The organism is Nostoc sp., assembly GCF_036918015.1.
Classification (GTDB): Bacteria; Cyanobacteriota; Cyanobacteriia; order Cyanobacteriales; family Nostocaceae; genus Nostoc.
This window is the reverse complement of sequence record NZ_JBALEO010000099.1, coordinates 72,209-85,357: the sequence shown is the minus strand read 5'-3', so window position 1 is coordinate 85,357 and position 13,149 is coordinate 72,209. Positions and strand designations below refer to the sequence as shown.

Sequence of the window (13,149 nt, the reverse complement as noted above, 5' to 3'; positions counted from 1 at the left end):
GTATGCATTTGCTATTTCGGCGTACTCATTTGCTATTTCGGCGTACTCATTTGCTATTTCGGCGTACTCATTTGTTATTTCGGCGTACTCATTTGTTATTTCGGCGTACTCATTTGCTATTTCGGCGTACTCATTTGCTATTTCAGCGTACTCATTTGCTATTTCGGCGTGGACATAACGCACCCTACTGGCATTTCTCACAAGCTTGAGGGGAAAAACTTACTGCAACTTATCCTCGGTAACAGAGCGTTGGTCATTGAGCGTAGCCGAAATGAGCCGAAGTGCTGCTCCCCTGATCCCCTCACCCCAACAATTAGTCTTTTGTAGAGACGGCGATTTATCGCGTCTTTTATTTATCGCGTCTTTGTGATGATTTATCGCATCTGAATAGAACAACATTGACCATGAGTTTATTAACATCACAGATATTCCGCCAACCCGTGAGATGATTCAAAACCGGGTAAAGTCTTTGGGTTTTGCATTAGGATTTACGCATAAAGATTCTCTAGAGAAATTGAGTGTAAAGTTTACTATTAACGCTGCCAATCATACATTAATCGTCCATGACGATCGCGCACAAGTTCCCATTCTCCATGACGATATCGTTGTCCGTGATAACGTATAGAGCGATAGCGTCGTCTATAATAATGTCGTCGATTCCGCTGGCGTTGATAATAATATCTTCCAGTCCTTTGCCGTCTATGATAACGTCGTCGATTTCGTCGGTGAGCTAACAAAAACTCTTCACTTTGCTCTCCACCTAATTTTGTTTGTACCTCAATACTCTGCTCATTGAGAACATTGTTGAGAGTGTTCTCTTTGGCTTCAACCAAAGTAGGTGGATAAATGAAGGCTAATAACAGGAATGCAATTGAGGATAGCTTTTTGAAACGGTTCACGTCTTTGCTTTTCCTAAACTATTGGTAATCATTTTATTTAATACTTAAGTTTAGTAATTATATAGTTCAAAATTCACAAATTTGAGGAACGCAAATGTAATTGCAAGTACATATATAGGACTCATATTTGATTTTTGAAATATACGTAGGGTGCGTTATGCCTCTGGCTAACGCACCATCCGAAGGCTTTGATGCGTTACGCTACGCGATAACACACCCTACTTAGATTTTTTCATAAATCAAATCGGATTCCTATATGTGATATTCACTTTAATACTGAATAGTCAGTGATAGCATTAATTATTGATATAAATTTTTAGTTTTATAAACAATGGCATACATTCCAAAGGATGCAGAGTGGTATATCGCTGAATTGGTGATCGAGTGTAACGTTGAAGGAAATCCACATAATGTTGTTCATGTAAATATTGTTCTTGTCCGTGCTTCTTCACCAGAAGAGGCTTTTGAGAAAGCCGAAGAACTTGGTTATCAGGAGAACAGCACATATCTCAATCCCAAAAATCAAACCGTAACTTTTACTTATAGAGGCTTACGGCATCTCGATGTGATTCATGATGAATTAGAACATGGTGCTGAACTGATGTTTGAAGAAAAAATTGGTATATGTGAAAGCGAGTTAAAACAAATGCTGACTCCAAAATCTCAGCTAGCTATCTTTCTTCCGTTAAAACCAATAGATCCATCGAAGCCAGACTATAGCAGTAAAGAAATTATGGATGAAGTCGCAAAAATAGTTAATTAGTTTTTTGCAGATTGCTAATTGTCAAAAATATTTCATCATCAGCGATCTGGCTATTATAATCAATGTTAATTTGAGTTGGATAACCAAGTTTTGGATCGTATTGTACAGTCAAGTTTGCTGCTTTACGAATGAGCGCATCCCTGATGAGATTAAAGAGTTTAGGAATTGTATTATATTGTTTAAACAATTCTGCATCAGCTGGCTTTTGAGTTACTTTATAAGTAATAGAATTTGTGACTCGATTACGTACTTTAATAATCACTGGTTCTGTGGCTTTAGGTAAACAATTGCAACTTCTAGTAAATTCATAGCGATAGTTAGAGATATTTTGCCGTCTCCATAATCGGTAATTAATCTTAAATTGTTTTAAGGCTAAACTATTAGACGCGGGCGTTTTGGCTACCTGTATAGGAGGAGGTTGAGATATTACAGGTGCACTAAAACCTAAAGATGCCACTAAAACAGCACTAATTGCAATTGGTAAGCGCATATAAATCTATTCTTAACTGCAACTGTTTACTTTAACGTAGCTTCAAGATGATTGCCAAAACATTGAAATTATTTGTGACACTCAAAGCTGATATGGGGATTTTCAGCTTTATATCATGTCCGTATAATTAGTTATGATTTCCACAGTCATTGCACCCCACCCCCTCCCCGCCTGCGGGGAACTCGGGGCCCCCTCTGGGGATTAGGGGCAGGGAGACAAAGCATAGCTTTGGCGGGGTGGGGTTCTTCAGATTTAATCTGATTCCATTAAGATAGATTCAAGTTGCCAGGAGCAATATCTCCTGAACATGGGTTTAGATTTTGGAAAAACCCTTTGTTCTTCACATCGGGTTATCAGTTGTATATGTTTTCTGAAGTTAAAAAATGTCTCATGTTAGCCGTACCTTTGGCAGTGGCACAACTGGCTCAATCTGCAACTGGTTTTGTCGATACGGTAATGATGGGCTGGTTGGGAAGTCAAACCATTGCATCTGGAGGTTTGGGAACTGCTATCTTTACTTTTTGTCTGTTGATTGTTGCTGGTATCGTTTCTGCTGTCAGTCCGTTAGCTGCCCAAGCATACGGAGCCGGAAATAGAGAAAAAGTTGGCACAATTGTCCGGCTTGGATTAGGGATATCTCTGCTGCTAGGAATACCAATTACATTGCTGCTTTACAATGGAGGTGCTTTACTACTTTTACTAGGACAGGATGCTAAGACAGTAGCACTAGCAGAGATTTATTTAAAGGCGATCGCACTGGGTTTTATTCCTGGTTTGGGCTTTGCAGTACTTAAAAGCTTTCTTTCTGCTCTGTTGCAACCGCAATTAGTGATAGTGACTGTGGTTTTGGGTACTCTGTTCAACATCACAGCTAACTATGTGCTGATGTTTGGCAAACTGGGATTCCCGGCGATGGGTTTAGCTGGTATCGGTTGGGCAAGCACGCTTTCACTTTGGAGTATGTTTGTGGCTTTGGCAGTTTATATATGCAATCAGCCTCGCTTTGCAGTTTACGGTATTTTTCGACCTTCGTCTCACAAAGCTTTTCCTCTAGAACATCGCCGGATCGTTGGCGAGATTTTTCAGGTTGGATTGCCCATCGGGGGTCTGATTACGGTCGAAGCCGGACTGTTCACTGTTGTCACTTTGTTGATTGGACAATTGGGAACCAATGCCCTGGCTGCCCATCAAATTGCTTTACAAACAATTTCGATGTCATTCCAGATGGCACTAGGCATTTCTCTAGCGACAACAGTTCGTGTTGGACAGTTAGCCGGACAGAATGACCTAGTTGGCAGTCGTCTAGCTGGATATGTAGGCATTGCCATTGCAGCTTTAGCTATGGGTGTAGTAGCCATTACATTTTGGCTAGTACCAAAGTCAATTATTTCTCTTTATATTGACATCAACAATCAGAACAATGCAGATGTGGTTGCCCTCGCGGTGAAATTGCTAGCAGTCGCGGCAATTTTTCAAATAGTTGACGGTGTGCAAGTTACTGCCGCAGGAGCATTACGCGGACTCAAAGACACTCAAATCCCGATGTTGATTGGCATTTTTGCTTATTGGTGTGTTGGTTTATTCACTGGTTATACTTTTGGGATCTCGTTGGGGTCTGGAGCTATTGGTCTTTGGTGGGGATTGGCTATTGGTTTAGCGATCGCTGCAATAATTCTAACTTGGCGGTTTAGCACCAGGAAAACTAATAACTATTGAAGAAGAAGTCAGAATTCAGGAGTCATATCAAGTTCGGGTAATTAGTTGTGATTCCCATAGTCATTGCACCCCACCCCCAGCCCCTCCCCGCCGGCGGGGAGGGGAGACAAAGCGTAGCTTTGGCGGGGTGGGGTTCTTCGGATTTAATAAGCAATCAAGCGGACATGATATCAGAATCAAGACGTGACGTTCGTTCCTCTCTACGAGACGCTGCGCGAACGCGAACGCTACGCTATCCACTGTTTCGTTCAAAATACCCAACTGAATTCTGGCTCTTGACTCCTGAATTCTGTTTTGATAAACACAGATAAGTAAGCAGACGCAATTAAATATAAGATGTCATTGCGTTCGCCCTTGGCGTTCCCGTAGGGTACGGAACGAAGTGAAGCGTGGCAATCTCAGTCTTTGCGATTGCTTCACTTCGTACCCAACTCTTGGAGAGGCTGCGCCAACGGGTTCTCCAAAGGAGTACGCAATGACGAACTATCTTATATTTATTTAGATCCACCTACTTAAAGCTAAAGGAAAAAGTCCTCAAGCAACTAAATTATAGTAACTTAGGTTGAATGGAAAAACAAATCTCAGGTAACGGATTAACTAAATTTCAAGTACTGATTATGGCGATCGCATCTGGGGTGTGTGTTGCTAACGTTTATTATAATCAGCCAATCCTCAAAGATATTGCATCTTCTTTTCAAGTTGGTGAAGGTGAAGCGGGTAGCATATCTGTGCTTTCGCAAGTTGGTTACGGTTTTGGGCTTTTCTTTCTAATCCCCTTGGGCGATAAAATCAACAAAAAAACATTAATTCTTTCCTTACTTATATGTTTGTTTTGTTTGTTGATAGCCATGACGTTTTCACAAAATATCTTCCAGGTTTGGATCTTGAGCGTAGCAATTGGAATTACAACAGTCTCCGCTCAGGTTATTCTTCCCTTAGCAGCAAGTATAGATAGAGTAACGACAGGACAAACTGTAGGCAGTATTTTTACTGGTATATTGATTGGAGTTTTAGGAGCAAGGGTTTTTAGTGGATATATTGCTGAATCCTTTGGTTGGCGTTATGTATATGGATTTTCAGGAGTAATGATTTTAATTGTTACTGTCTTGCTCAAGATTTACTTGCCTAATGTAAATAATGAATATAGCGGTGATTATTTTGATTTATTAAAATCAACGCTTCAACAATTAAAACGTTTTTCCTTATTGAGAGAAGCATCTTTAATTGGAGGATTAATGTTTGGTGTTTTTTGCTCATTTTGGACAACGTTGACTTTCCATTTAAGCGGAGTGCCTTTTAATTTTAAATCTGACATAATTGGGATGTATGGCTTTGTGGCGATCGCAGGTGCATTAATGGCACCAATTTTTGGTAAATTAGCCGATCGAGGTAATTCCCAGCGTTCCTTAACTATTTCTGTATCTCTGGTGATTGCAAGTTTAGTAATTGCTAAAATTGCTTCTAATTCAGCGCTGGCGATCGCTGTTGCTGTATTGTTACTAGATGTAGGCGTACAGGCAATTCAAGTCACCAATGTCGCCAGGATATACACTCTTGATGCTCAATCGAATAGTCGCATCAACACAGTTTACATGACTACCTATTTTATCGGTGGTGCTGTAGGTACTAGCATTGGTCTATTATGCTGGCATCTTGGTGGCTGGAATTTGGTGACTTGGCAGATGTTAGTTTTTACTTTGCTTGGATTTATTATTATAGTCAGACCCAAAACCACTACAGCAAGCATAAATAATAAATAATCATGGCGATGCTATAGGAATCATATTTGATTTCTGAAAAAATCTCGGTAGTCTTGTAGTGGACTGTCTAGCCTAAAATTTTGCACAAAAAATGTAGGTTGGGTGGAGGCTTTGCGTAACCCAACATCCTGATATATGTTGGGTTGCGCTCCGCTCCACCCAACCTACGTCTTTCTTCTCTCAGTGCCCTCTGCGCCTCTGTGGTAGCCTGCGGCAAGCCGCTTCTCTACGTTCGCGCAGCGTGTCGCAGACAGACGCTCCGCGTAGCTTGCTTCCCCGTTCGCGCAGCGTGCCGTAGGCAAGGGGTATGCGTCTACGTTAAAAAAATTGACTTTGATAAAGAGTTTTACCCTTAACTGAACCGTATTGGATTTTAGTCTACATAATCTGTTGGTATTTCCGAATCAGCAGTGTTATTTGAAACTATTGGGCGGCTACCATCTATCTCTAAAGTATCCTGAACTTGAAAATTACTCTTGGCGATCGGACGTTGACCATCTATGTCAAGAATTTCCTCAACCTCTAAATCACTAGGGTCAATTGGACGCTTACCGTCTACAGTTAGCATCTCATGTTCTTCAAAATTACTCTTATCGATCGGGCGTTGACCGTCTATATCAATTGTTTGATCGCTATAATTTTTATCTTTTGTAATTGGGCGATGACCATCTATATTAATTGTTTCCTTAATCTCAATGTTAGTTGGATCAACTGGACGCTGACCATCTATATTAATTGTTTTAGTTGACTTTTGAGGTTCATTAGATAATGAATTTATATTAGTTTGATCCACTTTTCTATCTAGACTTAAATTATTTTTATTACTCTCAGCTTTGTTTTTATTGTCCATGTTTTTATCGTTCATCGGTAATTTAAAGGGACTAAGTTGGGGTAAACAGCATGAAAATTTATTTACCTATTAAGTTACTGAAGTAGAATCCAAAAATCCTCTACCACAGCACAGAATATATCTCTGACTTTAGAGTGATTTTCATCTTTCAAAAAATACTTAATTATATTTTTGGACGAATGTGAGATTTTCTAACGCAGCCAAATCCGGTGACAGTAGCAGTGATTGTAAGTCCAGTACTGTTTGCGTAACGTCTCCGTTTTACACAAACTTCTAAATATTTTTATGCAAGTCGTCTAGCTTCATTTTCATCCCAAATCAATGTCGGTGCTGCAACAAGCAAGGAAACTTCTTCTTGCAATCTAAGTATAAAATAGATTTTTTAGTAACAATAACTGTTGATAAGTGACCATAAAACTACTTGTATTAACTTGTACAACTTGATAAGTAGTTATAACAAAATATACACAAATTTCATAAAACATATTGACAAAGTATTTTTATTCTGCCAAAACATTTATATCAACAATCATTTATTAGCAAGGATTACGTCATCTTCCAACTCAGGGGGGAATGCATACGCATTTTCACTTAATTTTATACTGCTTAGTCTTATTTGCTAAGTATTATCTCTGTCTTCATTCCTTTACAAATGAGACTATATGAGCATTCGCTTATTCCATATTCCTTTAAGGAAAATAATTCGCTTTTCGATGCTCGCTCTAGCTACGACGACTGTAGCACTTACAACCGTTGAACCTAGCCGCAGCGCTACATCTGGGTATCAATGGAATCAAGTCTCTATAGGGGGAGGAGGCTATGTTACCAATATTTATCTGCATCCTTTAGAGAAGAATTTAGCCTACATTAAAACCGATATAGGTGGCTTCTATCGTTGGAATTCGCTAGAGAAGAGATGGATTCCATTAACAGATCACTTTGGGTCTGATAAAAGTAACTACTATGGCGGAGAAGGATTAGCGCTTGACCCTAGCAATCCAAACATTGTCTATATCGCAGCAGGCAAATATACTAAGGCTGGCTTAGGAACAATCTTCAAATCGACCAATAAAGGTCAAACCTGGAACAAACTGAACATAGATTTGCCAATGGGTGGCAACGAAACTAAGCGATGGACGGGGGAAAGGCTGGGAGTTAATCCATTTAATACTAATATCATCTTCTTTGGTTCACGTTTGGATGGGCTATGGAAGTCGGTGAATGCTGGTCAAACATGGAAGAAAGTAAGTTCTTTCTCTGGAAAACCCAATGCATCCATTGGTATTACAGGAATTTTGTTTAGCAAAAAGAATTCTGGCTTGGTTTATGCAAATGCCTATGGAGACGGGATATATAAGTCTACCGATACAGGTGTTACCTGGAGCAGAATAGCCGGAAGCCCATCACAAGCAAATCGAATGGTGCTTAATAGCAATGGAGTACTGTATGTAACGCACACTTCAGGAGTTAGCAAATATGCAAATGGGGCTTGGAGCAATATTACGCCAACTAACATCAAAACTATTTCATTTAATGGGCTTTCTGTAGATCCTAATAACTCTAATCACGTTTTAGTTACTTATGACCAATACCAGGAAAGTACTAATTACTCTAGAGTCTTTCAATCTACCGATGGTGGCGCGACATGGCAACAGAAAAGCCATTCATTGAATCCTCAAGTACCTTGGTGGCCAAACTGGTATTTTGCTTCTGCGGCCTCAGCAATTGAATTTGACCCAAATATTGCTGGCAAAGTTTGGTTAACAGACTGGTTCGGAACCTGGCAGACAGACAATATCAATGCTAACAAGCCTACCTGGTCTAACTATGAAAAAGGACATGAGGAAACAGTTGCTTTTGAACTCATCTCACCTCCAAAAGGCTCACTACTGTTAAGCGGTATGGCTGATGTAGAAGGCTTTAACCATGGCCAGAAATTAGATACTTATCCATCTACTCAATTGGGTGGTAGTAACGGCCCTTGGTATCAAGAAACATACAGCATTGCCTACAGTGAAAAAGATCCCTTACGCATGGTACGCGTTGGCGGACATCGAGGGTTCAATACCTTTACAGGAGGAACTTCCACAGATGGCGGACATACCTGGAAAAACTTTTCCTCCTTTCCGCAGAACACTATGCCACTACGGATAGCTATGTCTGCAAGTAATCCAAATTTATTTGTAGCGATCGCCAGCGAGAAACAACCTATACGTACAACTAACGGTGGAGCTTCTTGGAGTGGAGTATCAGGTTTACCCAACGGGCCCAAGGGGCCGTGGTACTGGGGTCAACCATTGGCATCAGACAAAGTAAATGGCAATATTTTTTACTACTACAACGGTGGCAAAGTCTACCGCAGTAAGGATGGAGCTGCATACTTCAGTGTTGTCAACTCAACACTTCCTAGCGAAAATTGGTCTATGCTCAAAACAGTTCCGGGGGTGAGTAGCGAAGTTTGGATCAGTCTCAATTCCAATGGGCTTTATCGTTCAACAAACGGTGGTACGAAGTTTGCCAAAATAGCTGGTGTGGAGAAAGCTTATTTATTTGCCTTTGGCAAACCACAAACAGGAAGTACAATTCCAGCACTATATTTATATGGCAAAATCATTGGTATGGAAAAAGGAATTTTCCGTTCTTTGGATCGAGGGCAAACATGGACAAACATCTCTAATCCTCTAAATCCCATCGGCAATGTCCCAAACGTAATGGAAGCTAGCAAACAGCAATTTGGGCTAGTCTTCATTGGCACCGACGGTAAAGGAATCTACTATGGAAAACCAAATTAATATAATTTCTCACTCCCCTCTGCGTCCTTTGCGCCTCTGTGGTTCGCTAAATAAGCACTCAACCAATCTTCACGAGTCGTAATATCCTTAACTTCCAACTTGAAACTGAGATTTTGGATTTGTTCTTAGCTTTCTTTGCAAGCCTTCACATCCATGACAGCCGGGTTACTGTATCAAATTAATCGCATTTCAATTGTCGCAAGAAATTATAAGTTTAAGATAACGTAGAGGCTTTGGCTTGCCGCAGGCTACCGCAAAGGAAGAGAGATGAGAAGAGAAGAGTTTGATGTGGGTGAGTATGTCGATCTGATGGGGTTGTTGTTGGATTTAGAGATCCGAGATGAGTATCGTGATGGTGTGGTGGCAAATTTTGAGAGAATTATGGCGATCGCTAATCTGGTAAATTCTTTCCCTTTACCAGAGGAAATTGAAGTTGCACCAGTTTTTGAACCATAATTGCTTCAATAATAGCTATCTTGATGTTTAGTAAAGCAAAAACTATTGCTGACTGCTATTACTCAAAAAGCTAAACGCGCTATCTCTTATATATTTCAGCATGAATTTTGATTCAGCCGATGCCATAACAATATCAACTGCTGTACGCGAAGGTAAAGTTAGTGCAGTGGAGGTTACAAAAGCTGCGTTAGCACGAATAGCAACGCGAAATCATCTATTCAACTGTTTTACGACTATAACTGCTGAGACAGCTTTAACAGATGCAGCACTGATTGATAGGGAAATTGCCCAAGGTAATCATCCTGGAGTGCTTGCTGGTGTGCCTTTTGCGGTAAAAAATCTCTTTGATATCGCTGGTTTTACGACTCTAGCGGGATCGAAAATCAATGGAGAAAACCCAGAAGCTAGTCAAGATGCAACCGCAGTAGCGAAGTTGAAGCAAGCAGGTGCTGTTTTGCTTGGTGCTTTGAATATGGATGAGTATGCTTATGGTTTTGTGACAGAAAACTCCCATTACGGTGCTACTCACAACCCCCATGATTTACAGCGAGTTGCTGGTGGTTCATCGGGTGGTTCGGCGGCGGCGGTTGCGGCTGGGTTAGTACCGCTGACGCTGGGTTCTGATACTAATGGTTCAATTCGCGTTCCGGCGGCGTTGTGTGGCGTTTTTGGTTTCAAGCCAACTTATGGAAGGTTATCTCGTGCTGGGGTAGCTTTATTTTCTAGTAGTTTTGACCATGTTGGCCCTTTTGCGCGTTCGGTGCAGGATATCGCGATGGTGTTTGATGTGCTTCAAGGAGAAGACGATCGCGATCACATTTGTACAAAGCGTCCACCTGAATTATGTTTACCACAACTCAAACAAGATATTTCTGATATTAGAATTGCGATCGCAGCTGATTATTTTACCAAAGGTGCAGAACCGGCGGCTTTAGCAGCAGTGCAAAAAGTAGCTGATGCAATAGAAGTTACTGAATATGTAATCATACCAGAAGCTCACCGCGCCCGTGCAGCAGCCTTTGTGATTACAGCTAGCGAGGGTGCAAATCTGCATTTGGATAAGTTGCGATCGCATCCTGAAGATTTTGATTTCGCTACACGCGATCGCTTTTTGGCTGGGGCGTTAATTCCTAGTAGCTGGTATCTCCAAGCACAACGGTTTAGAAGATGGTATCGCGATCGCGTTCGGGAAGTCTTTCAAAATGTCGATGTCATTCTTGCCCCAACTACACCAATTTCTGCACCATTAATTGGTCAACAAACTATGATTTTGGATGACGAGGAAATTCTTGTCCGTCCTCATTTAGGGCTATTTACTCAACCATTATCTTTTATTGGTTTACCCGTTTTATCAGTACCAATTCAGTGCCAAAATGCATTACCTTTAGGTGTGCAATTAATCGCAGCACCATATAATGAAGCCTTAATTTTACGGGTTGCAGCTGCGTTAGAGGCAAAGGGTGTAATTTCAGCACCAGTAATTTTAAACGCTCTTAACTCAGAGGCTGTTTGAAAAATCTAATTTATTACACAAAGACGCGATAAATCCATCAGAAAGACGCGATAAATCGCCGTCTCTACAATAGTCTTTCGTCTTGACGGCGATTCATGCGTCTCTTGCTTTAACCAAACTTCACGTGGGAATAATATTATACTTCATCAAAAGCAGATGGATAAACAACCTTGCCTTTATACTGCTTTTGATAGTTTTGCAGTGGTTTCACCATGAAAAATTCCTCTGGTACTGGAAAAGGAGACTCGATTTCATAAACAACAGAAGGCTGAAAACCAAAGCGAGTATAGAAGTGGGGATGACCTAGTACAATTACTATAGTTTCTTTCTTTGCCTCTGCTATTTCTAACCCTGCTTTTATTAGTGCGCTGCCAATTCCTTGTCTTTGAAACTGTGGACTAACTGCTAAAGGCGCTAAACCAAGTACCTGTAGTGTTTTTTCACCCACTAGGTCAATGTAGCTGAATAAAATATGACCAACTACAACATTTTCAACCTCTCCAACTAGAGACAAATCTGAAATATAGCGATCAGAATCGCGAATTTTCTCCACAAGTTTAGCCTCGTTTTCTTGCCCAAAGGCTAATGTATTCACCTCAGCTATTGCTGTGTAGTCGGGCAGAGTTTCACAACGAATATTCATATTGATTACGTAGCAATAATTTAAGGGTTGTTTAGTACATTTGCACGGTGGGGTTCAGTTTAAATTTTAGCCATCATTGAAAATAATAGACATCTTCTAACTTAATTGATTGCGAAACTTGCTCAGACTAATAGTTAATAACACAACAGCAATACTAAGCAATGCCAGAATATGCATCCATAACACATCTAAACCAACTCCTTTAAGTAAAATCCCTCGAATAATGGCAATGTAATGACGTAAGGGATTCAGTAGAGATAGGACTTGAAACAAGGGGGGCATGGCTTCGATAGGGGCAAGCACCCCAGAAGTCTGCAATATCGGCATATTGACGAAAAATGACATTAATACCACCTGTTGTTGCGAACTGGAAAACATCGCCAACATAATACCTATACTGATCCCAACCAGCAGATAGATAATTGACAGCCCAAAAAATAGGAGAAAATTTCCACGCAACGGTAAACCAAAGACCAATTGTCCTAAAGTCAAAGCTAGCAGAATATCTCCCATGAGCAAAAACGCTAAAGGCAAAATTTTGGAAAGCAAAATTTCCCAGTTTGCGGCTGGTGTCATAAGTAATTGCTCCAAAGTGCCGCTATCTTTCTCTCGCACAACAGCGACTGATGAAACTAGTGTTCCAACAAGCGTTAACACTAAACCCATGACTCCAGGCACAAAATACCAGCTACTTATTAGTCCTGGATTATACAAAAATACCACTTGGAGTGATACCGGAAAATTCAACTGGGTTTGCCCAAAGTTTCGATTATAATTTTGAATAATCTGAGTCATGTAGCCACTGGCAATACCTGCGGCGTTTGCATCTACTCCATCAATGAATACTTGAATCTCAGCTTCTTTTGTTGCCAGCTTTCTAGGAAATTCTGGTGGAATAATCACCCCTATATTGAGTTTGCCTTCTTCTACTTGACGGCTCAAATCTTTCTCAGTTGTTGGTACAGATTCGATGCTAAAAATGCTATTAGAGGTCATTGCCTGAACAAGTTCCCGACTAGCACCTACATTCGCATAATCAATAACACCCAATTTCAAATTATGTACATCGGGATTAAGTGCAAATCCATAAAGTAACAATTGCATCGTTGGTGGTATAATCAGCAGAATAATTAACTGTTTATCTCGCAAAATTTGATTGATTTCTTTGCGAAGTAATGCCCAAAATGAACTATTAAATAGTCGTGATAAAAACATATTGGTTAGTAGCTGCAACAGCTAAGAATAATACAATTTAAGTAAGAATCCA

11 protein-coding genes and 2 pseudogenes are annotated in these 13,149 nt (G+C 40.4%); 6 read left to right on the top strand and 7 right to left on the bottom strand.

All coding sequences use genetic code 11. The annotated features are described in order from the left end of the window. A pseudogene (locus V7K61_RS32930) lies at positions 1–201 on the bottom strand (hypothetical protein); the annotation flags it as partial. 332 nt (positions 202–533) lie between these two features. Then, a complete protein-coding gene (locus V7K61_RS32925) occupies positions 534–899 on the bottom strand; it encodes a hypothetical protein (RefSeq protein ID WP_334955081.1) in 366 nt (121 codons plus the stop codon). 331 nt (positions 900–1,230) lie between these two features. On the opposite strand from V7K61_RS32925, the gene V7K61_RS32920 reads away from it, so the two are divergent. After that, on the top strand, positions 1,231–1,662 hold the full coding sequence (locus tag V7K61_RS32920) for a DUF4288 domain-containing protein (protein ID WP_335060252.1): 432 nt from the start codon (positions 1,231–1,233) through the stop codon (positions 1,660–1,662). Here V7K61_RS32920 and V7K61_RS32915 read toward each other — a convergent pair. Next, positions 1,655–2,152, bottom strand: a complete 498-nt coding sequence (locus V7K61_RS32915; RefSeq protein ID WP_335060250.1) for a DUF6174 domain-containing protein — start codon at positions 2,150–2,152, stop codon at positions 1,655–1,657. The genes V7K61_RS32920 and V7K61_RS32915 overlap by 8 nt on opposite strands. A gap of 363 nt (positions 2,153–2,515) precedes the next feature. On the opposite strand from V7K61_RS32915, the gene V7K61_RS32910 reads away from it, so the two are divergent. Both V7K61_RS32910 and V7K61_RS32905 read left to right on the top strand, forming a co-directional pair. Beyond that, positions 2,516–3,868 carry an MATE family efflux transporter gene (locus V7K61_RS32910; RefSeq protein ID WP_335060248.1) on the top strand — a complete coding sequence of 451 codons (1,353 nt, stop codon included), beginning with the start codon at positions 2,516–2,518 and terminating at the stop codon, positions 3,866–3,868. Positions 3,869–4,434: 566 nt separating this feature from the next. Continuing rightward, positions 4,435–5,628 (top strand): MFS transporter, encoded by a 1,194-nt coding sequence (locus tag V7K61_RS32905; protein ID WP_335060246.1) that lies wholly within the window; start codon positions 4,435–4,437, stop codon positions 5,626–5,628. A gap of 373 nt (positions 5,629–6,001) precedes the next feature. Here V7K61_RS32905 and V7K61_RS32900 read toward each other — a convergent pair whose 3' ends face one another. Then, positions 6,002–6,493 carry a hypothetical protein gene (locus V7K61_RS32900; protein WP_335060244.1) on the bottom strand — a complete coding sequence of 164 codons (492 nt, stop codon included), beginning with the start codon at positions 6,491–6,493 and terminating at the stop codon, positions 6,002–6,004. Between the two features lie 647 nt (positions 6,494–7,140). On the opposite strand from V7K61_RS32900, the gene V7K61_RS32895 reads away from it, so the two are divergent. After that, positions 7,141–9,270: a WD40/YVTN/BNR-like repeat-containing protein gene (locus tag V7K61_RS32895; protein WP_335060242.1), complete on the top strand. Its 2,130-nt coding sequence runs from the start codon at positions 7,141–7,143 to the stop codon at positions 9,268–9,270. Between the two features lie 50 nt (positions 9,271–9,320). Here the strand turns inward: V7K61_RS32895 and V7K61_RS32890 are convergent. Then, positions 9,321–9,411 (bottom strand): annotated as a pseudogene (locus V7K61_RS32890) (glutaredoxin family protein); the annotation flags it as partial. Between the two features lie 126 nt (positions 9,412–9,537). Here V7K61_RS32890 and V7K61_RS32885 point away from each other — a divergent pair. Both V7K61_RS32885 and V7K61_RS32880 read left to right on the top strand, forming a co-directional pair. Next, a complete protein-coding gene (locus V7K61_RS32885; protein ID WP_292779297.1) occupies positions 9,538–9,726 on the top strand; it encodes a DUF4089 domain-containing protein in 189 nt (62 codons plus the stop codon). 100 nt (positions 9,727–9,826) lie between these two features. Continuing rightward, positions 9,827–11,239, top strand: a complete 1,413-nt coding sequence (locus V7K61_RS32880) for an AtzE family amidohydrolase (protein WP_335060240.1) — start codon at positions 9,827–9,829, stop codon at positions 11,237–11,239. 136 nt (positions 11,240–11,375) lie between these two features. Here the strand turns inward: V7K61_RS32880 and V7K61_RS32875 are convergent, their stop codons facing one another. Both V7K61_RS32875 and V7K61_RS32870 read right to left on the bottom strand, forming a co-directional pair. Then, on the bottom strand, positions 11,376–11,882 hold the full coding sequence (locus tag V7K61_RS32875; RefSeq protein WP_335060238.1) for a GNAT family N-acetyltransferase: 507 nt from the start codon (positions 11,880–11,882) through the stop codon (positions 11,376–11,378). Positions 11,883–11,978: 96 nt separating this feature from the next. Further along, complete coding sequence (locus V7K61_RS32870) at positions 11,979–13,097, bottom strand: ABC transporter permease (RefSeq protein WP_335060236.1); 1,119 nt, start codon at positions 13,095–13,097, stop codon at positions 11,979–11,981. Positions 13,098–13,149: the final 52 nt, after the last annotated feature.

What these genes read in the sequence shown, in the direction of transcription:
- V7K61_RS32885 (WP_292779297.1), top strand. Translation starts at nt 9,538, where the DNA reads ATGAGAAGAGAAGAGTTTGATGTGGGTGAGTATGTCGATCTGATGGGG.
- V7K61_RS32875 (WP_335060238.1), bottom strand. Translation starts at nt 11,882, where the DNA reads ATGAATATTCGTTGTGAAACTCTGCCCGACTACACAGCAATAGCTGAG.
- V7K61_RS32880 (WP_335060240.1), top strand. Translation starts at nt 9,827, where the DNA reads ATGAATTTTGATTCAGCCGATGCCATAACAATATCAACTGCTGTACGC.
- V7K61_RS32910 (WP_335060248.1), top strand. Translation starts at nt 2,516, where the DNA reads ATGTTTTCTGAAGTTAAAAAATGTCTCATGTTAGCCGTACCTTTGGCA.
- V7K61_RS32895 (WP_335060242.1), top strand. Translation starts at nt 7,141, where the DNA reads ATGAGCATTCGCTTATTCCATATTCCTTTAAGGAAAATAATTCGCTTT.
- V7K61_RS32905 (WP_335060246.1), top strand. Translation starts at nt 4,435, where the DNA reads ATGGAAAAACAAATCTCAGGTAACGGATTAACTAAATTTCAAGTACTG.
- V7K61_RS32870 (WP_335060236.1), bottom strand. Translation starts at nt 13,097, where the DNA reads ATGTTTTTATCACGACTATTTAATAGTTCATTTTGGGCATTACTTCGC.
- V7K61_RS32900 (WP_335060244.1), bottom strand. Translation starts at nt 6,493, where the DNA reads ATGAACGATAAAAACATGGACAATAAAAACAAAGCTGAGAGTAATAAA.
- V7K61_RS32920 (WP_335060252.1), top strand. Translation starts at nt 1,231, where the DNA reads ATGGCATACATTCCAAAGGATGCAGAGTGGTATATCGCTGAATTGGTG.
- V7K61_RS32915 (WP_335060250.1), bottom strand. Translation starts at nt 2,152, where the DNA reads ATGCGCTTACCAATTGCAATTAGTGCTGTTTTAGTGGCATCTTTAGGT.